This window comes from Lysobacter sp. TAB13, assembly GCF_052113885.1.
Taxonomy (GTDB): domain Bacteria; phylum Pseudomonadota; class Gammaproteobacteria; order Xanthomonadales; family Xanthomonadaceae; genus Lysobacter; species Lysobacter gummosus.
Window position 1 is genome coordinate 182821 of sequence record NZ_JBFRDR010000011.1, and the last position, 25995, is coordinate 208815.

General features: G+C 66.4%; 22 protein-coding genes and 1 pseudogene. 10 read left to right on the forward strand and 13 right to left on the reverse strand.

Features of this window, described 5'->3' with window-relative positions:
* Positions 1–461 precede the first annotated feature (461 nt).
* The gene (locus AB4Y92_RS15085; protein WP_441820401.1) at positions 462–2294 is read left to right on the forward strand and encodes a M4 family metallopeptidase; all 1833 of its coding nucleotides are present in this window, start codon (positions 462–464) and stop codon (positions 2292–2294) included.
* A 532-nt stretch (positions 2295–2826) separates the two neighbouring features.
* Complete coding sequence (locus AB4Y92_RS15090; protein WP_441820402.1) at positions 2827–4638, forward strand: M4 family metallopeptidase; 1812 nt, start codon at positions 2827–2829, stop codon at positions 4636–4638.
* 90 nt (positions 4639–4728) lie between these two features.
* Here the strand turns inward: AB4Y92_RS15090 and AB4Y92_RS15095 are convergent, their stop codons facing one another.
* Both AB4Y92_RS15095 and AB4Y92_RS15100 read right to left on the reverse strand, forming a co-directional pair.
* Positions 4729–5961 (reverse strand): DUF418 domain-containing protein, encoded by a 1233-nt coding sequence (locus AB4Y92_RS15095; RefSeq protein WP_441820403.1) that lies wholly within the window; start codon positions 5959–5961, stop codon positions 4729–4731.
* A gap of 254 nt (positions 5962–6215) precedes the next feature.
* Entirely contained in the window at positions 6216–6695 is a 480-nt protein-coding gene (locus AB4Y92_RS15100) for an FKBP-type peptidyl-prolyl cis-trans isomerase (RefSeq protein WP_057942160.1), read from the reverse strand.
* A gap of 61 nt (positions 6696–6756) precedes the next feature.
* On the opposite strand from AB4Y92_RS15100, the gene AB4Y92_RS15105 reads away from it, so the two are divergent.
* Together AB4Y92_RS15105 and AB4Y92_RS15110 are read left to right on the forward strand one after the other, a co-directional pair.
* The gene (locus tag AB4Y92_RS15105) at positions 6757–7407 is read left to right on the forward strand and encodes a C40 family peptidase (protein ID WP_441820422.1); all 651 of its coding nucleotides are present in this window, start codon (positions 6757–6759) and stop codon (positions 7405–7407) included.
* A gap of 248 nt (positions 7408–7655) precedes the next feature.
* Positions 7656–8312: a C40 family peptidase gene (locus tag AB4Y92_RS15110; protein WP_441820404.1), complete on the forward strand. Its 657-nt coding sequence runs from the start codon at positions 7656–7658 to the stop codon at positions 8310–8312.
* 873 nt (positions 8313–9185) lie between these two features.
* On the opposite strand, the gene AB4Y92_RS15115 is transcribed toward AB4Y92_RS15110, so the two are convergent.
* From AB4Y92_RS15115 to AB4Y92_RS15130, 4 genes are all read right to left on the reverse strand, one after another.
* The gene (locus AB4Y92_RS15115; protein WP_057942157.1) at positions 9186–9683 is read right to left on the reverse strand and encodes an acyl-CoA thioesterase; all 498 of its coding nucleotides are present in this window, start codon (positions 9681–9683) and stop codon (positions 9186–9188) included.
* Positions 9680–10309, reverse strand: coding sequence for an NADPH-dependent FMN reductase (locus AB4Y92_RS15120; protein WP_441820405.1), 630 nt, complete (start codon positions 10307–10309; stop codon positions 9680–9682). The genes AB4Y92_RS15115 and AB4Y92_RS15120 overlap by 4 nt, the downstream gene beginning before the upstream one ends.
* 324 nt (positions 10310–10633) lie before the next feature.
* On the reverse strand, positions 10634–12052 hold the full coding sequence (locus AB4Y92_RS15125) for a M16 family metallopeptidase (protein WP_441820406.1): 1419 nt from the start codon (positions 12050–12052) through the stop codon (positions 10634–10636).
* A gap of 11 nt (positions 12053–12063) precedes the next feature.
* Positions 12064–13494 (reverse strand): M16 family metallopeptidase, encoded by a 1431-nt coding sequence (locus AB4Y92_RS15130; protein ID WP_441820407.1) that lies wholly within the window; start codon positions 13492–13494, stop codon positions 12064–12066.
* Between the two features lie 222 nt (positions 13495–13716).
* On the opposite strand from AB4Y92_RS15130, the gene AB4Y92_RS15135 reads away from it, so the two are divergent.
* Positions 13717–14205 (forward strand): NUDIX hydrolase, encoded by a 489-nt coding sequence (locus tag AB4Y92_RS15135; RefSeq protein ID WP_215056417.1) that lies wholly within the window; start codon positions 13717–13719, stop codon positions 14203–14205.
* Between the two features lie 181 nt (positions 14206–14386).
* On the opposite strand, the gene AB4Y92_RS15140 is transcribed toward AB4Y92_RS15135, so the two are convergent.
* From AB4Y92_RS15140 to AB4Y92_RS15155, 4 genes are all read right to left on the reverse strand, one after another.
* Entirely contained in the window at positions 14387–14920 is a 534-nt protein-coding gene (locus AB4Y92_RS15140) for a hypothetical protein (protein ID WP_441820408.1), read from the reverse strand.
* Positions 14921–15052: 132 nt separating this feature from the next.
* Entirely contained in the window at positions 15053–16189 is a 1137-nt protein-coding gene (locus tag AB4Y92_RS15145) for an HlyD family secretion protein (RefSeq protein ID WP_441820409.1), read from the reverse strand.
* Complete coding sequence (locus AB4Y92_RS15150) at positions 16186–16635, reverse strand: PaaI family thioesterase (protein ID WP_441820410.1); 450 nt, start codon at positions 16633–16635, stop codon at positions 16186–16188. Before AB4Y92_RS15150 ends, AB4Y92_RS15145 begins: the two co-directional genes overlap by 4 nt.
* Before the next feature lie 25 nt (positions 16636–16660).
* Positions 16661–17278 carry a TetR/AcrR family transcriptional regulator gene (locus tag AB4Y92_RS15155; protein WP_441820411.1) on the reverse strand — a complete coding sequence of 206 codons (618 nt, stop codon included), beginning with the start codon at positions 17276–17278 and terminating at the stop codon, positions 16661–16663.
* 64 nt (positions 17279–17342) lie between these two features.
* On the opposite strand from AB4Y92_RS15155, the gene AB4Y92_RS15160 reads away from it, so the two are divergent.
* Positions 17343–18974: a DHA2 family efflux MFS transporter permease subunit gene (locus tag AB4Y92_RS15160; protein WP_441820412.1), complete on the forward strand. Its 1632-nt coding sequence runs from the start codon at positions 17343–17345 to the stop codon at positions 18972–18974.
* A 32-nt stretch (positions 18975–19006) separates the two neighbouring features.
* Here the strand turns inward: AB4Y92_RS15160 and AB4Y92_RS15165 are convergent, their stop codons facing one another.
* Together AB4Y92_RS15165 and AB4Y92_RS15170 are read right to left on the reverse strand one after the other, a co-directional pair.
* Complete coding sequence (locus tag AB4Y92_RS15165) at positions 19007–20329, reverse strand: dicarboxylate/amino acid:cation symporter (RefSeq protein ID WP_441820413.1); 1323 nt, start codon at positions 20327–20329, stop codon at positions 19007–19009.
* Between the two features lie 201 nt (positions 20330–20530).
* The gene (locus AB4Y92_RS15170) at positions 20531–20974 is read right to left on the reverse strand and encodes an ArsR/SmtB family transcription factor (protein WP_441820414.1); all 444 of its coding nucleotides are present in this window, start codon (positions 20972–20974) and stop codon (positions 20531–20533) included.
* Positions 20975–21158: 184 nt separating this feature from the next.
* Here AB4Y92_RS15170 and AB4Y92_RS15175 point away from each other — a divergent pair, with 184 nt between their 5' ends.
* Complete coding sequence (locus AB4Y92_RS15175) at positions 21159–22331, forward strand: MFS transporter (protein WP_441820415.1); 1173 nt, start codon at positions 21159–21161, stop codon at positions 22329–22331.
* A gap of 224 nt (positions 22332–22555) precedes the next feature.
* Positions 22556–24265, forward strand: coding sequence for an alkaline phosphatase (locus tag AB4Y92_RS15180; protein ID WP_441820416.1), 1710 nt, complete (start codon positions 22556–22558; stop codon positions 24263–24265).
* Between the two features lie 272 nt (positions 24266–24537).
* On the opposite strand, the gene AB4Y92_RS15185 is transcribed toward AB4Y92_RS15180, so the two are convergent.
* Positions 24538–24960: a CopD family protein gene (locus AB4Y92_RS15185; protein ID WP_441820417.1), complete on the reverse strand. Its 423-nt coding sequence runs from the start codon at positions 24958–24960 to the stop codon at positions 24538–24540.
* Positions 24961–25069: 109 nt separating this feature from the next.
* Between AB4Y92_RS15185 and AB4Y92_RS15190 the strand changes: the two genes are divergently transcribed.
* Positions 25070–25678 carry a class I SAM-dependent DNA methyltransferase gene (locus tag AB4Y92_RS15190; RefSeq protein ID WP_235110637.1) on the forward strand — a complete coding sequence of 203 codons (609 nt, stop codon included), beginning with the start codon at positions 25070–25072 and terminating at the stop codon, positions 25676–25678.
* 230 nt (positions 25679–25908) lie between these two features.
* A pseudogene (locus AB4Y92_RS15195) lies at positions 25909–25995 on the forward strand (IS1595 family transposase); the annotation flags it as partial.

The following is a 25995-nucleotide window of genomic DNA, read 5'->3' on the forward strand; positions in this document are numbered from 1 at the left end:
GACATAGTAACGAGCGCGCGCCGATACAGCTGTGTTGTGGATCGGATGCAGGGTTTCGGTGATGCGGATGCAAATCGCGGTGGCGGCGGCGGAACCGAAGCGCGACTCAGGGCGGCCGATAGAAACTCAGCCCCCTCTCTCGCTTGCCCCCTTCCCGCGCGCCGAAGGCAGTCGCCTTGGGCGGCAAGCGCGAGAAGGTTCAATCACCGTTCGCGATCTAGGACAAGTCTGAATCCAACAAAAGTGTGATTTGAATAGCATTTTCTAATTCAGAAAAACAGCCTTGACCCATAGCCGCCGCCGATGCGAGCCCTAACGTAAATCCCGACGCAGTTCACGATCGCCCGCCGCCACCGGGCCGGTCGTGGCGGCGTCGTACCGGCACCGCCAGCGCGAGCCGCAACCGCTCGCGGCCCGGCCCGGATGCCGCCTTTCCGTAGCACTTTCCAGGGGACCTCACCATGCAATTGAAGACCGCTCTACTCAGCACCGCCGTCCTGGCCGCGCTCGCCGGCCTGAGCTTCCATGCCGCACATACCGATACGCAGGCAACCCATGCCGGCACCGCGCCTCGCCCGGACGCGGTCCGCTCCGCTGCCGGCCTGACCGCGTCCGCCATGCCGGCCGCCTCCCAGACCGCACGGGCGCGGCATACGCTGTCGAACCTGTCCGCCGGCACCGGCGCCCGTCCCGGCAGCGAGTTGGCTGCGGCCTCCGAGTCGCCGGCGCAGGCCGACAGCTCCCCTGCCGCGAACCGCGTGCGCGACCTGCTCAACGGCGCCGCCGCCGAAGAAGTTCATCGCGTCGCGGCCGACGCCTTCGCCGCCCGCGACGTGATGATCGACCGCGACGGTACCGAGCACGTGCGCATGGAGCGCAGCTACCAGGGCCTGCCGGTGGTCGGCGGCGATTTCGTCGTGCATTCGCAAAACGGCGAACTCAAGTCGATCAGCCAGGGCGACAACATGCGCACCTTCGGCCGTCCCGACATCCAGCCCAGGATCAGCGCCGCGCAAGCGGGCAAACAAGCCGCCAGCGCCTTCGACGGCACCGTCAATTCGGTCGATAACGCCGGGCTGGTCGTGTACGCGCAAGGCACCGAGCCGACCCTGGCCTACCAGATGGAATTGCGCGGCGACCGCCGCAACGATCAGGCGCCGGGCCGCTTCACCTCCTACGTGGATGCCCACACCGGCTCGGTGCTTCATTCCGAAGACCGGGTTCAGACCGCCGCCGCGGCCGGCACCGGCAAGAGCATCATCTACGGCGATGTCGGCATCGTCACCGACTCGGTCTCCGGCGGCTTCCGCTTGATCGATCCGAACCGCGGCAACGGCGCGACCTACGACGCCAACAACGAATCGGACAAGAACTACGGCAGCGGCTACCCCAACGCGACCTTGTTCACCGATGCGGACAACCTCTGGGGCAACAACGCCGCCTCCGACCGCGCCAGCGCCGCCACCGACGCGCACTATGGCGTCGCGGTGACCTGGGACTATTACAAGAACGTCCATGGCCGCAACGGCATCTTCAACGACGGCAACGGCGTGCGCAGCGTCGTCCATGTCGGCACGAACTACGTCAACGCCTTCTGGTACAACGATAACGCCAACATCAAATACATGGCCTATGGCGACGGCGACGGCACCACCTACAATCCGCTCGTCGCCATCGACGTCGCCGGCCACGAAATGACTCACGGCATCACCAGCGCGACGGCCAAGCTGGGTTACTACAGCATCAAGGATACCGGCGGCATCAACGAAGGCATCTCCGACATTTTCGGCACGCTGGTCGAGTTCTACGCCAACAATGCCAGCGATCCCGGCGACTATCTGATCGGCGAGAAAGTCTACAAGAGCAACCCCAGCGGAACCGCTGCGCTGCGGGTGATGTTCAAGCAGGACGCCGACGGCAAGTCGAAGGTGTGCTACCCCAGCACCGGCTTCACCGCCTTTCAGACTTACAAGGGGGGCACCTACGATCCGCACAATACCTCCGGCGTGCTCAACCGCGTGTTCTACCTGGCCTCCGAAGGCGCGGTGGTGCCGGCCGGGTTCGGCTACACCAAGGCTCAGCTGGTGTGCAACAACGATACCGGCATCGTCGGCGTCGGCCGCGACAAGATCGGAGCGATCATGTACCGCGCCCTGACCCGCTACTTCGTCTCCAGCACCACCTATCCGCAGGCGCGCACCTGGACCCTGCAAGCGGCGAGCGACCTGTACGGCGCCAACTCGCCCGAGTACGCCACCCTGGCCAGGGCTTGGAGCGCGGCCAAAGTCAACTGATCGATCCATCGATGTCACCGAAACGGCCCGCGCATCGCGGGCCGTTTTTTTATTTGCGCGGGCCGGTGCCACCGCATGGCCCGGCCCCGCCATCGAACCACGCACTCGCGCCGGTTTCGTTGACCGCCGCGGCATCGGCCGAACCGATCGCAGCGGCAATCGCGCGCATACCGGCGGCCGCATCGCGCATGCGCACTTACGCAAAGGCTCGACTGCATTATTACGGCGAATGCTTCGCCCCGATTCGACCTTGCCCGCGCAACGCGATGCCCGCCTTTGCGACGCCGCGTTTACACCTTGATGAAGTTCTGTGACGCCTTGCGAACTAGCGCGCGCGATTGTGTGACGCGATGCGCTGGTTTTCGCTGCGTGCATCGGCGGCGCAGGCATATGGTTTTCAACGCTCGCAGGCACATAAGAAACATGCATCCAACGCCGATGAGCCTCCCATTGCTGCGGGAGCGTTGTTTTGCGCGCATTCGCGAGAAGGTGCGCAACCACATTCCATCCACCTTGTAGGGGATCCAATCGAATGCAACTCAAGACCGCTCTGCTGAGCACGGCCGTGGTCGCCGCGCTCGTCGCTGTGTCCGCCCAAGTCGGCTCGGGTTCGAACCCGATGCAATCGCTGTCGCGCCAGAGCCCGGCGACGGCGCCCTCCGGCGTCGCCGCGGCCCACGCCGCCGCGCCCGCCATCGCCTCGGCCGTCGCGCCGCGTCATTCCGCCCTCGGCGCGATCGCCAGCGCGTCCGGCGCGCGTCCGGGCAGCGACCTGGCCGCTTCGTCCGAGTCGCCGGCGCAGGCCGACGCATCGCCCGCCGCCAACCGCGCGCGCGGTTTGCTGTCCGGCGCGGCAGCGCAGGAAGTCCATCGCGTCCAGGCCGACGCCTTTCTCGCCCGCGACGTGATGATCGACCGCGACGGCACCGAGCACGTGCGCATGGAGCGCAGCTACCAGGGCCTGCCGGTGGTCGGCGGCGACTTCGTCGTGCATTCGCAAAACGGCGAGCTCAAGTCGATCAGCCAGGGCGACAACATGCGCACCTTCGGCCGCCCCGACATCGCGCCGAAGATCAGCGCCGCGCAGGCCAAGATCGAAGCCGGCGCCGCCTTCGACGGCACCGTCAACTCGATCGACAACGCCGGCCTGGTGGTGTTCGCGCAGGGCACGCAGCCGACCCTGGCCTACCAGATGGAACTGATGGGCGACCGCCGCAACGACCAGACCCCGGGCCACATCGCCTATTTCATCGACGCCAGCAACGGCAAGCTGCTGCACGCCGAAGACCGCATCCAGACCGCGGCCGCCAACGGCACCGGCAAGACCCTGCTGGTCGGCAACGTCGGCATCGTCGCCAATTCGGTCAGCGGCGGCTTCCAGTTGGTCGATCCCAACCGCGGCAGCGGCTCGACCTACGACGCCAAGGGCGCGATGACCTACACCACCGGCTTCCCGGGCGCGACGCTGTTCACCGACACGGACAACACCTGGGGCAGCAACACCACCTCCGACCGCGCCACCGTCGCCGCCGACGCGCATTACGGCGTCGCGGTGACCTGGGACTATTACAAGAACGTGCACGGCCGCAACGGCATCTTCAACGACGGCAAGGGCGTGAAGAGCTTCGTGCATGTCGGCAGCGCCTACGACAACGCGTTCTGGTACGGCTCGCAGAAGCTGATGGCCTACGGCGACGGTTCCAGCTTCCTGCCGCTGGTCGCGCTCGACGTCGCCGGCCACGAAATGACTCACGGCGTGACCGAAGCCACCGCCAAGCTGGGCTACTACAACATCAAGGACACCGGCGGCCTCAACGAAGGCATCTCGGACATCTTCGGCACGCTGGTGGAGTTCTACGCCAACAACGCCAACGATGCTGGCGACTATCTGATGGGCGAGAAGCTGGTCAAGAACAATACGACCGGCACCAAGGCGCTGCGCGTGTTGTTCAAGCAGGATGCCGACGGCCGCTCCAAGGTCTGTTATCCCAGCGGCGGCTTCACCGCCTCGCAGACCGGACAGGGCGGCACGTACGATCCGCACTACACCTCCGGCGTGCTCAACCGGGTGAACTACCTGGCTTCGGAAGGCGTGGTGGTGCCCAGCGGCTTCAGCTATACCAAGGCGCAGCTGGTCTGCAACACCGACACCACCATCGTCGGCATCGGCCGCGACAAGGTCGGCGCGATCTTCTATCGCGCGCTGACCCGTTACTTCGTCTCCAGCACCACCTATCCGCAGGCGCGGACGTGGACGCTGCAGGCGGCGTCGGATCTGTACGGCAACACCTCCAACGAGTACAAGATCCTCGCCCGCGCATGGAGCGCGGCCAGCGTCAACTAAGGCGGGGCGGCGACACCTGCGAAACGGAGCGGCCCGCGCGAGCGGGCCGTTCTTTTGTCCGCGCCAGCGCGCAAGCCGATCCCGGCCGGCTCAATCGCGGTCGCGAATGCGCATCGCCGGCCGGCGCCAATACGCGAACGCGCGCCACAGCCATTCCAGCGGACCGAAGCGGAAATGCCGCAGCCACCAGGTGCTGGCGGCCATCTGCAGCGCGAACAAGGCCACCGCGGCGGCGATCAGTTCGGTATACGACAGCCGTCCCCACAGATTCAGGCCGTGGTGGTACAGCGCCCAGGTCGCGATCAGCGACTGGCCCAGGTAGTTGCTCAGGGCCATGCGCCCGGCCGGAGCGAAACGCAGCGGCCAGCGCGCACCGCCCTGCATCAGCAGCAACACACCGGCGATCAAGGCCAGCGCCAACGGCAGCCCGGCGAGCATGTGCAGGGTCTGCGCCAGCATCGAGGACGCGCTGAACAAGGCCAGCGACGGCGCGCTGTCGATCATCAGGCTGGCGACGGTCAGCATCGCGCCGATGGGCAGGCCGATACGCACGAACTCGCGCAGCAGCGCGCGATGGCGGCGCGGATCGGCGATGAGGCCGGTGCGCGCCAGTCCGGCGCCGATCAGGAACAGGCCCAGCGACAGCGGCAGCATCATGATCCAGCCGCGGGTCGTGGACTCGAAGAAGAAGCGCAGGCGTTGCCCGGTGACGGCGAAGTAATCGCCGCGCGCGTACACGGCGACTTCCGCCGCGCGTTCGGCCTGGGCGCGCGCCAGATCGGTCGCGTCGCCCTGGGCCACGCCGGGCACGGTCAACGCGGCGGCGACCAGCAGCAGGTAGGCGATCGTTCCCAGATACAACGCCGCGCCGAGCTTGAGCCAGCCTGCGCCCGACCACGAACGCAGCGCCAGCAGCACGAACGCGCTCAAGGCGTAGGTGACCAGGATGTCGCCGGCCCAGATCAGCCAGGCGTGGATCAGGCCGATCGCCAGCAGCCCGATGCTGCGGCGCAGGTAGATCGCGCCGAACCCGCGGCCGGCATCGCGGGCGCGTTCGAGCATCACCGCGAAACCCATGCCGAACAACAGCGCGAACAGCGTCCAGAACTTGTTGCGGATCGCCACGTACACGAACGCCGACAGCCCGTAGTCCGATCCGCTCAGCGTCGGATCGATGCCCTCGCTCAATTCCGCCAGCGGGCCGGCGAAGCTGGCCACGTTGCTCAGCAAAATGCCGAGCAGGGCGATCCCGCGCAGCGCGTCCAGCGCGAGCAGGCGCTCGCGTGCGGGGATGGGCGCGAATTCGGGCGGGGCGGCGATCATCGAGTCGGTGGCGTGTGGGGTATGAGTGATGGCTTCGGCGATGGCACGAGCGACGATGATGCCGGCAACGGCGTCTGCCGCGAGGTCTTTTGTGGGAGGGGCTTCAGCCCCGACGCTGTTCGTGCACAGCGCGACCAGCCTCTCATCCGGCAACCGCCTCGCCATCGCTATCGCACAAAAACGAACGGCCCGCTCGCGCGGGCCGTCGTCGTGCGGTGCCGGCGGCGCGACAACGCCGCCCGGCCACCTGTTTCTTAGTGAGCGTGGCCGCCGTCGCCGTGCACGTGACCGTGCGCGATCTCTTCTTCCACCGCCTCACGCACTTCGACGATCTCGACCGCGAAATGCAGATCCTTGCCGGCCATCGGGTGGTTCAGATCGACATCGACCACGCTCATGCCGATCTTCAGGATCGTCACCGCGCGCGGACCGAAGTTGGTCTCGAGCACCGCCTGCATGCCCGGGAACAGCTTGGCGTCCTTGAAATACTTCTTCGGCACGCGCTGGGTCAGGCCTTCCTGGTGCACGCCGTAGGCGTCGGCCGCGGCCACGTCGACTTCGAACTTGTCGCCGGCTTCGTGGCCTTCCATCGCCTTCTCAAGGCCCGGAATGATGTTGTTGTGGCCGATCAGGATCGCCAGCGGATCGCGGCCTTCCGAGGTTTCCAGCGGCTCGCTGCCCTGCTCGGAAACGGTGTAGTGGAAACGCACGACGCGATCTTTTTCGATTTTCATGGCAAGTCCGGCTGGGATGACCGCCCACGGGGCGATCAGGAAAGGTAACGGCAGCACCGACATGCGCGGGCCGCCACAAAAGGTCACATGGATTGTCTTGTCGCCGCCGCCGATAGCCGCCAAGCTATCGGCCGTGACGAAGGCCGCGCATTATCCCGGCAACACCGTGTCCGCGCCAGCGCGCGGGCCGCTGCCGTCGTCGGCGGCGCTGCTGGGGCTGGCCCTGTGCGGGCTGCTCGCGGCCTGCGGCGGCGGCAAACAGATCGTCCGCCACCCGCCGCCGTCCCAGCCCGTCCGGGTCTGGCCGCATGTCGATCCGGAAAACCCCGGCGCCGCCAATTCGGTGCTGATGCGCGCCTTCAGCCTGGTCGGCACGCCCTACCGCTACGGCGGCAATACCCCGGAAGGCGGCTTCGACTGCAGCGGCCTGGTCAACTACGTCTATCGCGACATGCTGGCCCTGAGCCTGCCGCGGACCTCGCGCGACCTGGCCGGCTACCAGGGCCCGCGCATCGACCCGATGCGGCTGGCGGCGGGCGATCTGGTGTTCTTCGGCAGCTCCGGCAACGTCAGCCATGTCGGCATCTACGTCGGCGAGGGCCGCTTCGTCCACGCCCCCAGCAGCGGCGGCACGGTACGCCTGGACCGGCTCGACGGCCCCTACTGGCGGGACCACTACAGTGGTGCCAAACGGGTTCTCAGAAAGAACTGAGACCCTTTATGAATGCGGCATCGGTCTCAGACTCGTCAGAAATGTGAGGAAAATCACATACCTGTTAACGACCGTCTAACGAAATTTGAACCAACCTCTTGCTCTTCGAAGGTATCGTCCCCTACCGGTGACGACTTCGTGATTAATAAGTGACGACCCAAACCACTCGCCACAACCGCCAGGCTGCCACCCCCCAAGCATCCCGCGACACCGCCCAGAGCCACTCCGGCCGGGCTACCCAACGTCTTTTGCTGACCGCCGTGCTGGCGGTTTGCGCCCTGCCCGTTTTCGCCCAATCCGCGCCGACCGGCGTGGCCGGCTCGTCGATGGCCGGCGGCGCCCTTCCGGGCGGCCCGTCGCTGCGCAACGACTCGGCCGACGCGCCGGAGCCGACCGCCAGCAACATGCTGCCGGAGGCGATGACCCTGTCCGACCGCGCCATGATGCTCGCTACCGACCTGAACCGCCTGCTGGGCCAGGGTCAGGACGTGGAGCTGAGCAAGACCGACATGCCGGTCGCCGAGCAGGGCCGGATCAAGGGCATGCTGCAACGCGCCCTGGCCCTGCTGGGCACGCCCTATCGTTGGGGCGGCACCTCGCCCGACCAGGGCTTCGACTGCAGCGGCCTGGTCGGCTACGTATTCCGCAACGCCCTGGGCATCGAACTGCCGCGTGTCTCGCGCGAGATGGCCAAGACCGGCGAAGTGATCGAGCGCGACTCGCTGACCGAAGGCGACCTCGTGTTCTTCGGCCGCCGCGGCCGCGTGGACCATGTCGGCATCTACCTGGGCGAAGGCCGCTTCGTGCATGCACCGCGCACCGGCAAGGACGTGACCGTGTCCAGCCTGGACAGCGGTTATTGGAGCGCCAAGTTCATGGAAGCGCGTCGGGTTGATGGGATCTGAGGTTCGCGCTCGATCAGCGATTCGATGAAACAGGCCGCCCTTGGGCGGCCTGTTTCGTTGTGGGCTAGGCGAATTCGACGCGTTCCATTGCCCCCTTTGAAAAAGGGGGCGAGCGCCCGGCGCAAGATTCGTTTCTGAGGAACGACCGGAGCGCGGGGGATTTGCTTTTCGTGAGGGACGCAAGCAACTGCGGCTAAGAGCAAATCCCCCCTGCCCCCCCTTTTTCAAAAGGGGGGAACAGCAAAAGCTGGGTGCGCAGGAACTGGAGAACAGCAAGCGCGGTGCTAGCGCGTCCCATTGCCCCCTTTGAAAAAGGGGGCGAGCGCCCGGCACAGGGTTCGTTTCTGAGGAACGATCGGAGCGCGGGGGATTTGCTTTGCGTGGGGGACGCAGGCAACTGCGGCTAAGAGCAAATCCCCCCTTCCCCCCCTTTTTCAAAGGGGGGAACAGCAAAAGCTGGGTGCGTAGGAACTGGAGAACAGCAAGCGCGGTGCTGGCGCGTCCCATTGCCCCCTTTTAAAAAAGGGGCGAGCGCCCGGCGCAAGATTCGTTTCTGAGGAACGACCGGAGCGCGGGGGATTTGCTTTGCGTGGGGGACGCAGGCAACTGCGGCTAAGAGCAAATCCCCCCTGCCCCCCTTTTTCAAAGGGGGGAACAGCAAAGGCTGGGGTGGAGTAGTTGGAGAACAGCAAGCGCGGTGCTGGCGCGTCCCATTGCCCCCTTTGAAAAAGGGGGCGAGCGCCCGGCGCGGGGTTCGTCTCTGAGGAACGATCGGAGCGCGGGGGATTTGCTTTTCGTGGGAACGCAGGCAACTGCGGCTAAGAGCGAATCCCCCTGCCCTCTTTTTCAAAGGGGGGAACAGCAACTACCGAATCAACCTTCCTTGACGTACCGCTCCACCGTAGCCTCGATGCCCTTGCTCAGCTCCATCACCTTGAGCGCGTACTCGGCCAGGCGCTTGTCGTCCTCGGTCTCCGGCGTCCACGACGGCACCGCCGTCGGCTTGCCCTCGACCTGATCCATCGCGACAAACACGATCACACAGTGGGTGCACAACCGCTCTTCCGGCTCGCCGTCGTCCAGACCCGGGTCGCGCGCTTTCACGTCTACGGCGAAATGCATGCTGCTGTTGCCGGTCAGGATCAGCTTGGTGTGCACGGTCACCAAGTCACTGATGCGGATCGGGGCGACGAAACGGATGCCGCCAACGGCGACGGTGACGCTGTACTTGCCGCTCCAACCCACCGCGGCAGCATAGCCGGCTTGGTCGATCCACTTCATCACCATGCCGCCATGGACCTTGCCGCCGTAGTTGACGTCGGTGGGCTGGGCGAGGAAGCGCAGGTTCAATTCGCGTTGCTGGCCTTTCATGCGCGGGCTCCGGCGTTGGATGGGTTGTAGACGTGCAGATGCCGCACCACCGCGGCGCCGACGCGATGCACCGCTTCGCGCGCGCGCTCGTCGCCGAGTTGGCCGTAGTCGAGCAGCTTCTCCCCGGCCTGGCCGACCGCGACCTGCTGCGGCACCACGATCAGGCCCAGCTTGGCCAGCGCGTCGCGCAGGACCAGCAGCGAGCGCAGTCCGCCCAGCGGCCCGGGCGAGGCGGAGACGATGCCGGCGACCTTGTCCGTAAACAGCGTGGTGCCCGAGCGCCCGTCGCCGAGCGGCCGCGAAATCCAGTCGAGCGTGTTCTTGACCAAGGCCGGCATCGAACCGTTGTACTCGGGCGTGGAGATCAGCAGGCCATCGTGCTCGGCCATCAGCGCCTGCAGGCGCCGGGCGTTGTCGGGCAGGCCTTCGGCTTCGATGTCGCCGTCGTAGATCGGCAGCGAGTAATCGCGCAGTTCGATATGAGTGACCTGGGCGCCGGCGGCGCGCGCGCCTTCGACCAGCACCGGGATCAGGCGGCGGTTGTAAGACCCCGACCGCAGACTGCCGGCGAAGGCGAGCAGACGCGGGGCAGCGGGCGGATCGGCGAGCGGGCTGGCGGCAGACATACGGTCCTCCGTGGCAAGGCGGGCATTATGCGGGATCGGGGGTCGGGGGCCGGATCGGGGATTCGGAATTGGGGTGGCGAAGATGCGAAGCGCTCATGCCGGCGGGGATGTTCGCGCCTGGCCTTCGCTCCTACCTGCGCGTCGTTCGCGCGTTAGCGGGAATGACGAGCGAAAAAGCGGATTCCGCGCAAGTTGCCGTTTCGGCTCAGACAGCGATCAAACCAAAAAGCCCCGGCCGCGAACGGCCGGGGCTTTTGTCTGTCGCGAAGATCGCAAGCACGCCGACAACCCGTCAGCCGCGCCCGCCGCCCATCGGCAGCGAACTCACTTCTCCTGCTTGAACTCGCCGTACTCCTTGAGCTGCGACTGCACCGCTTTGTAATCGCCGACCACGATGATCGACTGATCCTTGACGGCGTAATACTTCTTCGCCATCGCCTGCACCTGCTCGGCACTCACGGCGCGGACCTTCGGCACGTATTCGCCGAGGAATTCCGGCGGCAGGCCGTACAGCCAGTTGCTGGCCAACGACGACGCCACCGAGGCCTGCAGCTGGTTGTTGATCAGGTAACCGCCGGCGACGTAGCGCTTGGTGTCTTCCAGCTCCTGCGCCGGCACCGGATAGTCGCTGAGGCGGCCGAGTTCGTAGATGAACTCGCCGATCGCAGCGCCGGTGACTTCGTTGCGCACGTCCGCCGAGGCCTGCACCGCGCCGCCGGCGCGGAACGCGCTGAGTCCGCCGCGCGCGCCGTAGGTGTAGCCCTTCTCCTCGCGCAACTTCTGCATCAGACGGCTGCTGAAACCGCCGCCGAGCACGATGCCGGCCAGTTGCGCCGGAATGTAATCGGCATTGGTGGCCGCGATCGCCGGACGGCCCAGGCGCAGCGCCGATTGCACGCTGCCGTCGCGCTGCACGAACACGCGCTGCGCCGGCGCCGAACTGCGCGCCGGGGCGATATCGGCGATCGGCTCGCCGCTGGCTTTCCAGTCGCCGAATGCGGCTTCGGCGGACTTGAAGCCTTCCTCGGCGCTGATCCGCCCGGTCACCACCAGCAGCGCGCGGTCGGGACGGAAGCGACGCGCATGCTCGGCGCGCATCGTCTCGGCCGTAACCGCGGTGATCGCCGCCTCGGTGGGCTGTGTGCGGGCGTAGGGATGATCGCCGTAGGTCGTCGCCAGCAGCGCACGCGTGGCCTTGAACGAGGGCTGCGACTGCTGCGCCTTCAGGCCTTGCAGGGCATTGGCCTTGGCCAGCTTGACCTCATCGTCGGGAAAGCTCGCGCCTTCGGCGACTTCCGACAGCAGCTGCATCATCGATGCGGCCTGCGACGGCAGCGCGTAACCGCTGAGAGTCAGGCCGTCGTTGTACGGCATCGCGCCGATCACGCCGCCGTAGCTCTGCGCGGCTTCGGCGATCGCCTTGGCGTCGCGCTTGGCGGTGCCTTCGACCAGCAGGCCGGAGTACAACGCGGAGAAACCCGGCGCGTCGGCGGCGTCGCTGGCATAGCCGGCGTTGCGCACGGTCAGAGCGAAGTCGACGCGCGGCAGTCCCTGGCGCGGCACGACCCAGACCTGCAGGCCGTTGGCGAGGGTTTTCTGCGCGATCTGCGGCACCGGCAGCGCCTTGTCGGCGGCCAGCGGCGGCAGGCGTTCGGGCAGCTTGGCGTTGGGGCCGGCCGCGGCGGTGCCGGCGACAAGGGTCAGGGCCAGCGACAACGCGAGCGAGTTGGTGTGGATTCTCATGGCGCGGGTCCTCAGTTCTTGCCCGACGGCGCGGCCGTCTGGGAGGGCGCGGCGTCGGCCTTGGCCGCGGGCGCGGCGGCCATGGCGGCCGGCCGGCGATCGATCACGGTGCGGTTGGCGCGGGTCAGATAAGTCTTGGCCACGCGCTGCAGATCGGCCGAAGTCACGCCTTCGATCAAACCCGGGATCTTGTTGACCACGTTCGCATCGCCCCACAGGGTCTGCATCAGCGCGATGGTGTTGGCGCGCTCGATGAAGCTCTCCAGGCCGTTGTACCAGTCGGCCAGCATCTTGGTCTTGACCCGCTTGAGCGTGGCCGCATCGACGCCGTCGCGGGCGATCTTGGCCACTTCCTCGTCGATCGCGGCCAGCACCGCGTCGGCGTTGGTGTCGGGCTTGTACAGCGCGAACAAGGTGTAGAGCGTGGGGCCGTTGTAGGTCCACGGATCGACCAGGCCGTACAGCGGCTCGACGTTCAAGGCGATCTGGCGCTGCTTGACCAGGCCCTGATACAGACGCGAAGCGTCGTCGCCGGCCAGCACGTTGCCCAGCACCGCCATCGGCGCGTGATCGCGGCTGCCGCGCGCCGGCATCTTCCAGGCGGCGGCGATCGCCGGCACCTGCGCCAGCGCGTCGGTCTGGTTGATGCGCTTCTCGGCGGTGTTGAGGCCTTCGCTGTAGTCCGGCGCGGCCGGCGTCGGGCGGCCCGGGACGGCGCCGAAATACTTGTCGGCCAGCGCGAACGCCTCGTCCGGGCTGATGTCACCGGCGATGCCGAGCACGGCGTTGTTGGGGCCGTAGTAATCGCGGTGGAACGACTGCACGTCGGCCAGGCTGGCGTTTTCCAGATCCTGGAAGCTGCCGTAGCCGTCGTGATTGTTCTCCCACTTCTGGAACGCATGCTGGCTGATGTCGATCCACATGAAGCCGCCGTAGGGCTGGTTCTTCACGTTGACGCGGATTTCTTCCTTGACCACGTCCTGCTGGTTCTTCAGCGTGTCCGGATTGAAGTCCAGGGTCTTCATCCGGTCCGCTTCCAGCCACAGCAGGCGGTCCAGCGCCGACACCGGCGCGATTTCGATGTAGTTGGTGAAGTCCGGGCGGGTCGAGCCGTTGTTGCGTCCGCCGCCGCCGCTGATGACCTTGTCGAACACGCCCTTCGGCGCGACCGGCGTGCCCTGGAACATCAGATGCTCGAACAGGTGCGCGAAGCCGGTGCGGTTCTTGGGCTCCAGCCGCATGCCGACGTGGTAGACCACGCTGATGCCGACGGTCGGCGAGGTGTGGTCTTGCGATACGACCACGGTCAGTCCGTTGTCGAGTTTCTTGACCGCCACCGGCACTTGCCAGCGATCGCTCTCGGCCGCGGACGCTGTAGCGAACGCGGCGGTCGTGATCGTGGTCAGGCCGGCCAGCAGCACGCTCAGGTGACGCTTGCGCATGGAGTGCTCCCTGTCCTTGTCTAGATATTCGGATCGTGATGGATCCGTGGCGATTATGGCCGCATGCCGTCGCCGCGGGCCCGGGCACCTTAACCCGCGCCGATGACACCGGGGCAGGTCGAAAGTCACGTAGGGAGACCGGCGCCGCTGGCCGTTATCGGACGAATCGTCGACACTGTGCGCCTGCAGTCCCGCTGCGCCCTTTCCGACGCCGATCCCCCGATGCCGTACACGCCTATCGTGGCCACCCTGGGCTACGTGATTTCGCCCGATGGCCGCCAAGTGCTGATGGTCCATCGAAACGCCCGCCCCGACGATCACCAGTTGGGCAAGTACAACGGCCTGGGCGGCAAGCTCGAGGCCGACGAAGACGTGGTCGCGGGCATGCGCCGCGAGATCTTCGAGGAAGCCGGCATCGACTGCACCGCCATGCAGTTGCGCGGCACCATCAGCTGGCCGGGCTTCGGCAAGCACGGCGAGGACTGGCTGGGCTTCGTGTTCACCATCACGGCTTTCGAGGGCGCGCCGTTCGCGAGCAATCCCGAAGGCACGCTGGAGTGGGTGGACATCGAGCGCCTGCACGAGCTGCCGATGTGGGAAGGCGACCGCGAATTCCTGCCGCTGGTGTTCGACGCCGACCCGCGGCCGTTCCATGGGGTGATGCCGTATCGCGACGGGCGGATGGTGTCTTGGAAGTTTTCGCGGATTTGAGGGGCGGCGCTTTTGTGGGAGGGCAGTTTTTGTGGGAGGGAGCTTTAGCCCCGATGCTTTTCGGTCAGGTCACCGAATTTTCACCTGTGCTGATAAAAAAGCATCGGGGCTAAAGCTCCCTCCCACAAAAGCGCCCCTCCCACAAAAATGTTCCACGCAAAGGCCGGCACCTCGCAAACCCTCAACCGCCGACCCGCACCGACCCCTTGCCGTCCTTCTGCTCGAACACGAAGCTGAAAGCCAGGCTCACCGCCACCGATTCTTCCTTCCCGGTCACGCAGCCTTGCTCATCGGGTTTCGCGCCCGGATAGACGCAGCGGAAGGCAGGATCGAAACGCCACTGCGCCGCCGCGGCGCGCGCGGCTTCGACGAAGCGCGCATCCGACCCGATCGCGCAGCCGGCCTGCACATCGTCGATAGGCTGACTGTCCATGACCCGCCCGTCGGCGCCGATCGCCACCCGCAGGCACACGGTCTGAGGCGCCAACCGCTGCGCCAACAACTCGGCCGGATACACCGGCACCGCGTTACCCGCCTCGGCCAGCGGCATCTGGAAGGTTTCGTTGTCGGCCAGTTGCATGCGGTCGTCGGACGGCATGAGCTTGTCGATCGAACGCACACCGACGGCGCCGCTGCGCGGGTCTTCGCGGGGTGTGGGCGTGCTGGCGCAGGCGGCCAAACTCAGGGCCGCAATCGCAGCCATCCATGACTTCATCTTGTCCTCCGTGACTGAATCAAGCGGCAGGCAATGTTCGCTCCCATGGGCTCACGATAACCGGATAGCCAGCGTGCAGGCCAGAGGGTCGCGCGTTGGGCTGGATCGCAGGCGAAGGAGCCGCGCAGAAACTCAAGAACCCGGCATCAGCATCGCCGTCGCACGCGTCGGCGCCTCCAATCGCACGCTGACCGTACTCGACAGCCCCGGCCGCAATCTCGCCAGTTCTGGCTGATCGGCATCGAAGCGGATCCGCACCGGTACGCGCTGGACGATCTTGGTGAAGTTGCCGGTGCCCGGTTCGAACGGCAGCAGCGAGAACTGCGAGCCCGAGCCCGGGGCGAAGCTGTCGATGCGGCCGTTCAACACCGTGCCGGGCAAGGCGTCCACTTCGATGCTGGCGCGCTGGCCGACGGTCATGCGCGCGGTCTGGGTTTCCTTGAAATTGGCCACGACATACAAGGCGCCCAGCGGCACGATGCTCATCACCCGCGTGCCGGGCTGCACGTAGTCGCCCTGCTCGATCTGGCGGTCGGCGACGACGCCGTCGATCGGCGCGCGGATCAGGGTGTGGCGTTGATCCTGCAGCGCCAGATTCAACGCCGCCTGCGCACGCGCGACGGTGGCCTGCGCCTGCGCCTGCGCGGCAATCAGCTGCGAGCGCTTGGCCCGGGTCACGCCGGCCTGATTGCGGCTTACCGCGAACTCGGCGCGGCTGCGCTGTGCGCCGACCTGCGCGGTCACCGCCGCGGCGCGGAACTGCTCCACATCCTGACGCGCGACCGCGCCGGAGGCGACCAGATTGTCGTAACGCACGCGATTGGCCTGGGCCACTTCGCTCTGCGCATCGGAGGCGCGGATCGACACCTGCGCCGCATGCACCGAGGCCGCGGCGAGTTTTTCCTCGGCATCGAGCGAAAACAACGCCGCCTGCGCGGCCTGCACCGCGGCGCGCGCGTCCTGCAGATCGGCCGAGGCGGAGGCGACCTTGGCGTCGAATTCTTCCGAATCGATGCGCAGCAAGGCATCGCCGCGCTTCACCGCCTGGTTGTGGCGCACCAAAACTTGCGCGACCAAGCCACGCACCTTGGGCGCGATCACCGAGCTGTCGGCCTGCAGATAGGCGTTGTCGGTGGACACGGAGGATTTGGGCGAGACGATGTAGGCCGCGCCGGCGATCGCCAACGCAGCGGCGACCGATACCGCGATCACCGCCTTGCGCGAAGGCTTCCAGCGCGGCTTGGCCGCGCCGTCGGCGGCGGCGTTCATCGCTCCATCACCAGCAGGGTCGAGGTCGCCGAGGCGTGCAGCTTGCCGTTGGCGTCGATCAGCCGCGCTTCGGCGAACGCGGCGCGGCGGCCGATCGAAATCACCCGGCCTTCGGCGCGCATCGGCCCGCTCTGGTCGGTGATCGCCTTGTGATAGGCGACCTTGATTTCCAAGGTGGTGTAGAGCTGCTGCGCGCTCAGTTTCGTGTGCACCGCGCAGCCGCAGGCCGAATCGAGCAAGGTCGCGGCGTAACCGCCGTGGATCATGCCGATCGGGTTGTAGGCGTGCTGGCCGGGCGTGCCGACGAAGACCGCGGTGCCGTCGCCGACTTCGGCCAGATCGAAATCCAGCGAGATCGCGATGCCGGGCCTGCGCCCGGCCGCGATCAATGCGTGCAGTTGGCCCAAGCCGTCGAGGCCGGCGCCGGTTTCTTCCACGAGACTCATCGCGTTTCTCCGAAGGCGTGCGGTGTCAGTTCGATTTCGCGACGGCGGCGGCGCCGGCATCCAGTCCCAGGCGGCGTTTGATCAGCACGCGCGCGTCGGCCAGGATCGAATCCGATCGCACCGGGTCGGGCTCGCTGCGCGCCATCGCCAAGGTGCCCAGCAGTTCGGCCAGAACCGAACGCGCCAGCGCGCCGGCATCGGCGTGGCCCAGCTGCGCTAACGGCGCGGCGATGTGCTCGCTCAGAGCGGTCACGCCCTGGCTGAAACGCTCGCGCGAGGCCTGGCACAGGCGCGGAACATCCGCGGCCAGCGCCGCTACCGGGCAGCCCTTGCCCATCGCATCGCGATGGCGCGTGGACAGATAGAAATCGATATAGCCCCGCAGCGCCTCGGCCGCCGGCTTGTCGCTGGGCGCGTATTTTTCGAAGCGCCCGCGCGCGTCGATGAACATGTGATCGATCGCGGCGGTGACCAGTTCGTCCTTCGAGGCGAAATGCGCGTAGAAGCCGCCGTGGGTCAAGCCCGCTTCGCTCATCACCGCGGCCACGCCGATCCGATGCGGTCCCTGGCTGCGAATCGCTTCGGCCGCCGCCGCCAGCACCCGCTCGCGGGTCTTGAGTTTGTGTTCGCTGTCGTAGCGCATCGCTTGACCCTGGCGCCTTATATGATAATCATCATACTAAGTCCTCCGCGATTGGCAAGCACCCATGAACGCATCCGTTGTCGCCGCCGGGGACGCCCATCCAGACGCCGCCCCGCCTAGTGCCGCGCCGGCATTGATCGCGCCGGGCGATCTGCCCAAGGCGCGCAAGCTGTTGATCTTTGGGGTGATGGCGTTCGGCCAGTTCATGGCCTTGCTGGATATCCAGATCGTCGCCGCCTCGCTCAACGAGGTGCAGGCCGGGCTGTCGGCCGGGCCGGACGAGATCAGCTGGGTGCAGACCGGTTATCTGATGGCCGAGCTGGTGATGATCCCGTTCTCGGCGTTTTTGACCCAGGCGCTGTCCACGCGCTGGCTGTTCGCCTTGTCGGCGGGATTGTTCACCCTGTCGAGCGCGCTGTGCGGACTGGCCTGGGACATCGACTCGATGGTCGCCTTCCGGGTGATCCAGGGCTTCGTCGGCGGCGCGATGATCCCGACCGTGTTCGCCACCGGCTTCGCCCTGTTCTCCGGGCCGCAGCGCGCGTTGATTCCGGCGGTGCTGGGCATGGTCGCGGTGCTGGCGCCGACCTTAGGGCCGACTGTCGGCGGATGGCTCACCGACGTGGCCGGATGGCGCTGGATCTTCTACATCAACATCGTCCCCGGCATCGCGGTGACGGCGTTGTCGCTGTCGTTGATCCGGGTCGATCACGCCAATCTGCCGATGCTCAAACGCATCGACTATTCGCATCTGCTGGCGATGGCGGTGTTCCTGGGCGGGTTGCAGTACGTGCTGGAAGAAGGCCCGCGCCACGATTGGTTCGAGGACGACGGCATCGTCATGGCGGCGTGGTTTTCGCTGGTGGCGTTCGGTTTGTTTCTGGAGCGTTCGTTACGCTCGCAGGGGCCGATCGTGCGGTTGTCGCCGTTTCGCAATCCCACCTTCGTGTTCGCCTGCGTTTTCAATTTGGTGATCGGCTTCGGCCTGTACGCATCGACCTATCTGATCCCGGTGTTCCTGGGGCGGGTGCGCGGTTACAACAGCCTGGACATCGGCACCACCGTGTTCGTCACCGGCATCGCGCAGTTATTCGGCACGGTGCTGGTCGCGCGCGCCTCGCAACGGGTCGATCCGCGCAAGATCATCACCCTGGGACTGGTGTTGTTCGCAGGCAGCCTGTGGATGACTTCGCAGTTGACCGCCGAATGGGGCTTCGGCGCGTTCTTGCTGCCGCAGGCCTTGCGCGGGCTGGCGGTGATGATGTGCATCGTGCCCAGCGTGACCATGGCCCTGGGCGGTTTCGCCATGACCGAGCTGCGCTACGCCTCGGGGCTGTTCAATCTGATGCGCAATCTCGGCGGCGCGCTCGGCATCGCCATCGTCAACACCTGGCTCGGCGACCAGACCCGCATCCATGCCGCGCACTTCGGCGAGAGCCTGGGCGAAGCCGGGCGCCATGCCAGCGGCTTCATCGCCGATCTGGCAGCAAAGGTCGGCGCGCTCACGCCCGACCCGGCCCAGGCGCTGTTGATCGCGCAGGGCGAGATGGCCAAGGTGGTGGCGCGGCAGTCGCTGACTCTGGCGTTCAACGACGTGTTCCGGCTGATGGCATGGATGTTCGCCGCGGCGCTGATCATGGTGCCGTTCTGCCGGCCGGCCGTGTCGAACGCGCCGCCGCCGGCCGACGCGCATTGAGAACGGCGCCGTTTCGGCGGCGCCGCGCTGCGCTAAGCGTTTTCCTGCTCGATCCCGACGTTGGTCGGCGCCGCCTCGTACACCGCGCGGTCGAGCAGGCCGGTTTCCTTCGCCACCAGCACCGGCACCAGCATCTGCCCGGTCACGTTGGTCATGGTGCGCATCATGTCGAGGATGCGGTCGATGGCGTACAGATAGCCAATGGTTTCCAGCGGCAGGCCGGCGGCGCTGAGCACCACGGTGGCCATGATCACCGCCGTGCCGGGAACGCCGGCGGTGCCGAAGCTGCCCAGCACCGAGGCGATCAGCACGATCAGGTATTGGTCCGCGGTCAACGGCGTGCCGGTGTATTGCGCGATGAACACCGCGCACAGCGCCGGATAGATCGCGCCGCAACCGTCCATCTTGATGCTCGCGCCCAGGGGCGAAGCGAACGCGGCGTAATCCTTGTTGACGCCGAGGTTGTGCGTGATCGAACGCATCGCCACCGGCATCGCGGCGAAGCTGGACGAACTCACGAACGCCACCTGCATGCCCGGCGCGGCGCCGCGGAAAAATTTCAGCGGGTTCAGGCCGTGCGCGAGCAGCAGGCCGCTGTAGACCACAACGATATGAATGCCGCAGGCCAGATACAGCGCCAGGACGAAACTGCCCAGCGGCAGCAGCTTTTCGAAACCGTACGCGCCCACCAGCGCGGCGATCAGGCCGAAAGTGCCGATCGGAGTGAATTCCAGGACGAAGCGGGTGACCTGGATCATCAGCTCGCTGGCTTCGCCGACCAGCTTACGCACGCCAGCGACTTTTTCGCCGAGCTTGACCATGGCGAAGCCGAGCAGCGCGGCGAAGAAGATCACCGGCAGGATCGAACCCTTGCCGGCGGCGAGCACGGTTTCGCCGGCCGCGTTCTTGGTCGTGCCGATGCCGGTCAGGGCGTAGAACGGATTGCTCGGCACCACGTCCAGCAGCACCTTGGTCACGCTGGGCACGTCGCGCGGCTTGTAGGACGAATCCATCGCCAGGCCGATGACGCCGGTGCCCGGTTGCAGGATCGTGCCGACCGCAAGGCCGACGCCGACCGCCAGCACCGCGGTCAGCGCGAACCACAGGAAGGTGCGGCCGCCGAGCGCGGCGATCGACTTCTGCCCGTGCAGCGAGGCCACCGCGTTGATCACCGCGAAGAACACCAGCGGCACCGCGATCATCTTGATCAGGGTGACGTACAGATCGCCCAGCGGCCCGAACCAGGTCTCGGCCGAATGACCGAAGGCCCAGCCGGCCAGCGCGCCGAGCACGAAGCCGCCGACCACGCGTTGCCAGAACGGAATGCGGAACCAGGCCGAGAACAGAGCACTCATCGCGGGACTATCCAGTCAATTCAGCGTGGGACGCGCCTGCGCGCGCGGTTGCGAATGCGCGCGCCGCGCGGGCGGCGGCGCGAGAGGACGACACGATAAACAGCTTCGCCATCGCGCCGGCTGATGGAAGTGCATAAGCCGGCAACGAAACTTCATTAGTGTGAACCGCTTCGGCAAAACGCCGTATCGCGGCAGGCGCTTTCATGCGCGGGCCTTGCCGGCACGCGCGGGCGCCGGCTCGCCGCGGCGGGCGCGCGCGGCGGGCTTGCTGGCGGCTTTAACCGCGGCTTTTGCCGGCGCCGCCGGCGTCTTGCCCGGATATTTCGCCGCCGGCACGCCGCCGGCGCAATCCAGGATCGCGCTCAGCAGGCCCGGGAAACGGCGCTCCAGATCGTCGCAGCGCAGGGTATTGAGATTTTGCGTTCCGGATTTGACGGTATGGACCAGGCCGGCCGAGCGCAACACATCGAAATGCCGCGACAGCGTCGCGCGCGGCAATTCCTCGTCGATGCAGGCGCCGATACACGACACCGGCTGATCCTTGCTGAGTCCGCGCACCAGGCCCAATCGCACCGGATCGGCGAGCGCGTACAGCACGGTGGTCAGTTCGATGTCGTCGGTGGCGGGGTGATGCAGAGGTCTCATGGCGACAGCTTGCAACAAGCCGGGGCCTGCTGCTATATTTTCCATAGTTCCGAATATTGGAACTATACCGCATCCAGATTCGGAACTCACCCGCGGCGCTGCTCCGCTTTCCCGCCTGCGAACCCAATCGCCCCGATCGCTGCGCAATCGCTGTCGCGAATCCCGACTCCCCAATCCCGGCCTCATGAACAAAGCACTCTTCGCACTCCTGCTAGGCGCCTTCGCCCTCGGCTCGGCCGAATTCGGCACGGTCGGGCTGATTCCGTCGCTGACGCACCAGTTGCATCGCAGCAGCGACGAACTGGGCTGGCTGGTGGCGATCTACGCCATCGGCGTCACCATCGGCGCACCGGTGCTGACGCGGCTGCTGCAGCGCTACGACACCCGCCTGACCCTGGCGGTGTCGATGGCCGCGGCCGGCGCGCTGACGGTGCTGGCGTCGATGAGCGAACACTTCGGCCTGCTGCTGGCCGCGCGCCTGCTGCTGGGCGCCAACCACGGCCTATTCTTCTCGCTGGCGATGCCGCTGGCCGGCCGGCTCAGCCCGCGCTCGACCATCGAAGGCATGGCGCAGGTGATCTCCGGCCTGACCATCGCCATCGTGCTGAGCATTCCGATCATGGGTTTCGTCAGCGATCACTACCGCTGGCAGGTCACTTTCTGGCTGCTCGGCGGCGCCTACCTGATCGCGGCTGCGGCGATGTGGCGCTGGATTCCGGCGCAGGCCGGCGCGCGCACGCTTGAATCGCAGCAAGTGCGCTTCGCCGAAGTGGTCTCGAACCCGCGCGTGCTGTCGGCGCTGATGAAGATCGTGCTGCTGTTCGGCGGCTATTTCATCGCCTACACCTATCTGCCCAAGCTGATCATCGATTCATTGGGCTACAGCCAGGACACGGCGAATTTCCTGCTGCTGTTGTTCGGCGTCGGCGTGGTGCTAGGCAATCATTTCGGCGGCATCGCCGCGGCCAGGTACGGCGTGTCGCGCACGATCGGCTTCAACTACGCGCTGATCGCGGCGTTGTTCGTGGCGATCTATTTCCTGATCGGCCTGCCCTCGTTCGCCTACGCCGGCATCTTGCTGCTGGGATTGTTCGCGATGAGTTCGACGCCGTCGCTGGGGCATTACGGAATCGAGGTGTCGCGCCGCCTGATTCCCGGCTCGGCCGAGATCGCCTCCAGCCTGACCGTGTCGGGCTACAACATCGGCATCGCCCTGGGGTCGCTGATCGGCGGCGCGGTGCTACGCCAGGTCGGGCTCAATCAGGTGCTGGTGGTGGCCGCGGCGGTGATCGGGCTGGGGCTGGTGGTGAATTTTCTGGAGCATCGGGCGGATCGGCGTTTGGACATGGCTATCTAGGCGGGCGGCGGGCGGCAAAAACGAGTTCAGAGGAGTGAGGAGTGAGTAAGGGCCGTGCTTTCTCTCACTCCTCACTCCTCTGAACTCGTTTCTGCTTCCCCGCTCCTGCCAGACCGCCACGACCAGCAAACATCCGGCGCCGTACAACCGGCGCCGGCGCCCAACCGCGGTCACACGCCCAGGGCATAATCGCCGGCTTGTCATTCCCAACGCCCGGCCCGCCCATGTCCAAGCTGCGTTCCGCTTCCGTTCTCCTCGTTCCCGCGCTGCTCACCGCCTGCGCCGCGGCCGCGCCGACCACGCGCGCCGACGCGCCCGCCAGCGGCGTCGTCGTCGATGTCCCGCAGATCAAGCACCCGCAGGACGAAACCCCGGCATGGTGGTACCGCGACGGCGCCGCCCAGGCCGCGCAGCGCGGCGCCAGCACCGGCAAGGCCAAGAACGTGATCCTGTTCGTCGGCGACGGCATGAGCCTGACCACGGTCGCCGCCGCGCGCATTCTCGACGGCCAGCTCAAGGGCGCGCCCGGCGAAGAAAACCGCCTGAGCTGGGAGCGCTTCCCGGCGACCGCGCTGAGCAAGACCTACAACACCGATTCGCAGACGCCCGACTCGGCCGGCACCATGAGCGCGATGGCCACCGGCGTGAAGACCCGCGCCGGCGTGCTCAGCATCGGCCAGAAAGGTCAGCGCGGCGATTGCGCGGCCGCGCTGCAGGCGCCGATGCTGACCTTGTGGGAACTCGCCGCCAGCAGTGGCCTGGCCACCGGCGTGGTCACCACCACCCGCGTCACCCACGCCACCCCGGGCGCGACCTTCAGCCATTCGGCCGAGCGCAACTGGGAAAACGACATGGACCTGACCGACAAGGCCAAGGCCCAGGGTTGCATCGACATCGCCCGGCAGATGATCGAATCGCCTTACGGCACCGGCCCGGACGTGTTGATGGGCGGCGGCCGCGGCAACTTCATGACCGTCGAGCAGCGCGATCCGGAATACGACGACAAGGTCGGCCAGCGTCTGGACGGCCGCGACCTGATCGCGACCTGGAAGCAGCGCCACCCCGGCGGCGAGTACGTGTGGAACGCCAAGCAGTTCGCCGCCGCGCCGAAGGACAAGCCGCTGTTCGCGCTGTTCGAGCCCGATCACATGCAGTTCGACCACGACCGCCCGCAGGACGGCGCGGGCGAGCCGTCGCTGGCGGAGATGACGGTGGCGGCGATCGAGCGGCTGAAGAAGATCAAGGGCGATAACGGCTTCGTGCTGCTGGTCGAGGGCGGACGCATCGATCACGCCCATCACCTGGGCAACGCCTACCGCGCGCTGACCGACACCATCGCGCTGAGCCAGGCGGTGGACGCGGCGAACAAGGCGACCTCGGCCGACGACACTCTGATTCTGGTCACCGCCGACCACTCGCACACGCTGAGCTTCGTCGGCTACCCGGTCCGCGGCAACCCGATGCTGGGCAAGGTACGCGGCACCAGCGGCGAAGACGGCGACGCCAACGACTACGCCCGCGACGCGCTGGGCAAGCCGTACACCACGCTCAACTACAGCAACGGCCCGGGCTACACCGGCGCCAGCTCGCAGCAGCCTGAAGGCCCGCACAAGTTCCCGCACACCGCCAGCGGCATGCAGGAAATCGAGAAGGGCCGTCCGGACTTGACCAACGTTGACACCCAGGCGCCTGACTACATGCAAGAAGCGCTGGTGCCGACCAGCAACGAAACCCACGGCGGCGACGACGTCGGCATCTGGGCGCGCGGCCCCGGCAGCGCCGCGGTGCGCGGCAGCGTCGAGCAGAACACCATCTATCACTTCATGTTGCAGTCGATGCCCAAGCTGCGCGCGGCGCTGTGCGCCAAGGGCGATTGCGATGCGAACAAGGTGCCGGTGATGTTGCCTAAGGTTGAGGACTTCAAGAAGAACTGAGGTGGTTGAGGCCGGCGTTCCGATTGAAGAGCAAATCCCCCCTGCCCCCCTTTTTCAAAGGGGGGGAACGGCATGGGCTTCGGGGGGAGCTTCGGATCGGGGACAGCACGCGCTTCGGTAGTAAAAAAACGGCGGCCCTAAGGGTCGCCGTTTTTTTTCGCCACGCATAACGATCGCGCAAATCGCAGCGCCACCCCACTACCGACAAACCAGTCTCCCCCTTTGAAAAAGGGGGATTAAGGGGGATTTGCTCTTCCCCCAAGAAAGAACCATCAAAACGGCTTAGCCAACACCAACCAGACAATCGCGATCAACGCCACCAGCGGCAGCTCATTGAACAAGCGCAACGTGCTCGAGGAAGGCAACGCCCGCCCCTTGTCCACGCCCTTGAGCCAGCGCCCGGTGAAGATGTAGTACACCAGCAGCACCGCGACCAAACCCAGCTTGGCGTGCAGCCAACCGCCGCTCATATGGAACACCAGCCATAAGGTCACCCCCAGGATCGCCGCTATCCCGAACATCATGTGGCCGAAGCGATACAGCTTGCGCCCCATCAACACCAGACGCGCGCGCACCACCGGTTCCTCGCCGGCTTCGGCGATGTTGACCAGGATTCGCGGCAGGTAGAACACCGCGGCCATCCAGGCGATCACGAATACGACATGGAAGGTCTTGGTCCAGACATAGGCATTCATCGCGGGCTTCCTGAAAACGGGCTGGCAGTGACGGCGAACGGCGGCGGCTTATGCGGGCGATCGGCCGGGCGCGTTAGGATGCCACGCCCCCACGCCACGCACGGCCACCATGAGCAAACAATACGACCGCGACTACTTCCAACGCTGGTACCGCGACCCGGCCCTGAAGGATCAGGCCATCGGCGGCGCCGCGCGGCTGACGCGCAAGGTCGCGCTCACCGTCGCCACGGCCGAGTACCACCTGGAACGGCCGATCCGCAGCGTGCTCGACATCGGCTGCGGCGAAGGCCCGTGGCGCGCGCCGCTGCTCAAGCTGCGTCCGCGCCTGCAGTATCTGGGATTCGACAGCAGCCAGTACGCCACTGCGCGCTTCGGTCGCAGCCGCAATCTGCATCTGGCCCGATTCGGCGACTTCGAATTCCTGCGGCCGTGCGCGCCGGTGGATCTGCTGATCTGCAGCGACGTGCTGCATTACCTGGACACGCGCGAACTCGATCGCGGCCTGCCCGGCCTGGCCGAGTTGTGCGGCGGGGTGGCGTTCCTGGAAACCTTCACCCGCGAAGACGGCATCGAAGGCGACACCGACGGCTTCAAGCGCCGGCCGGCGAAGTTCTACCGCGAGCGCTTCGCCGCGCAGGGATTCGCCGCCCTGGGTTCGCATCTGTGGCTGGGCCCGATGCTGCGCGGCGGCACAGCGGCGTTGGAAACAGCGGATTGATCCAAGCCACGACGAAACCGTTCCCCCTCTTCTGATCCCCCTCTACTGAGCTGTTCCCCCCTTTGAAAAAGGGGGGCCAGGGGGGATTTGCTTTTGCGCTTCCCACAAGCAAAAGCAAATCCCCCGCGCTACAGCATCTGCACCGACTTCGTACCACCGCCGGGCGCTCGCCCCCTTTTTCAAGGGTCTTAGGAAGCAAAGCTGTCCCATAACGCAGCTATCTTCCTGAAATGCAAAAGAAAAACAGGTACTACAGCCGTTCGAAAATCAGCGAGGCCCGATTTCGGGCGCTCGTGCGCTGTTGGGCACTGGATCTC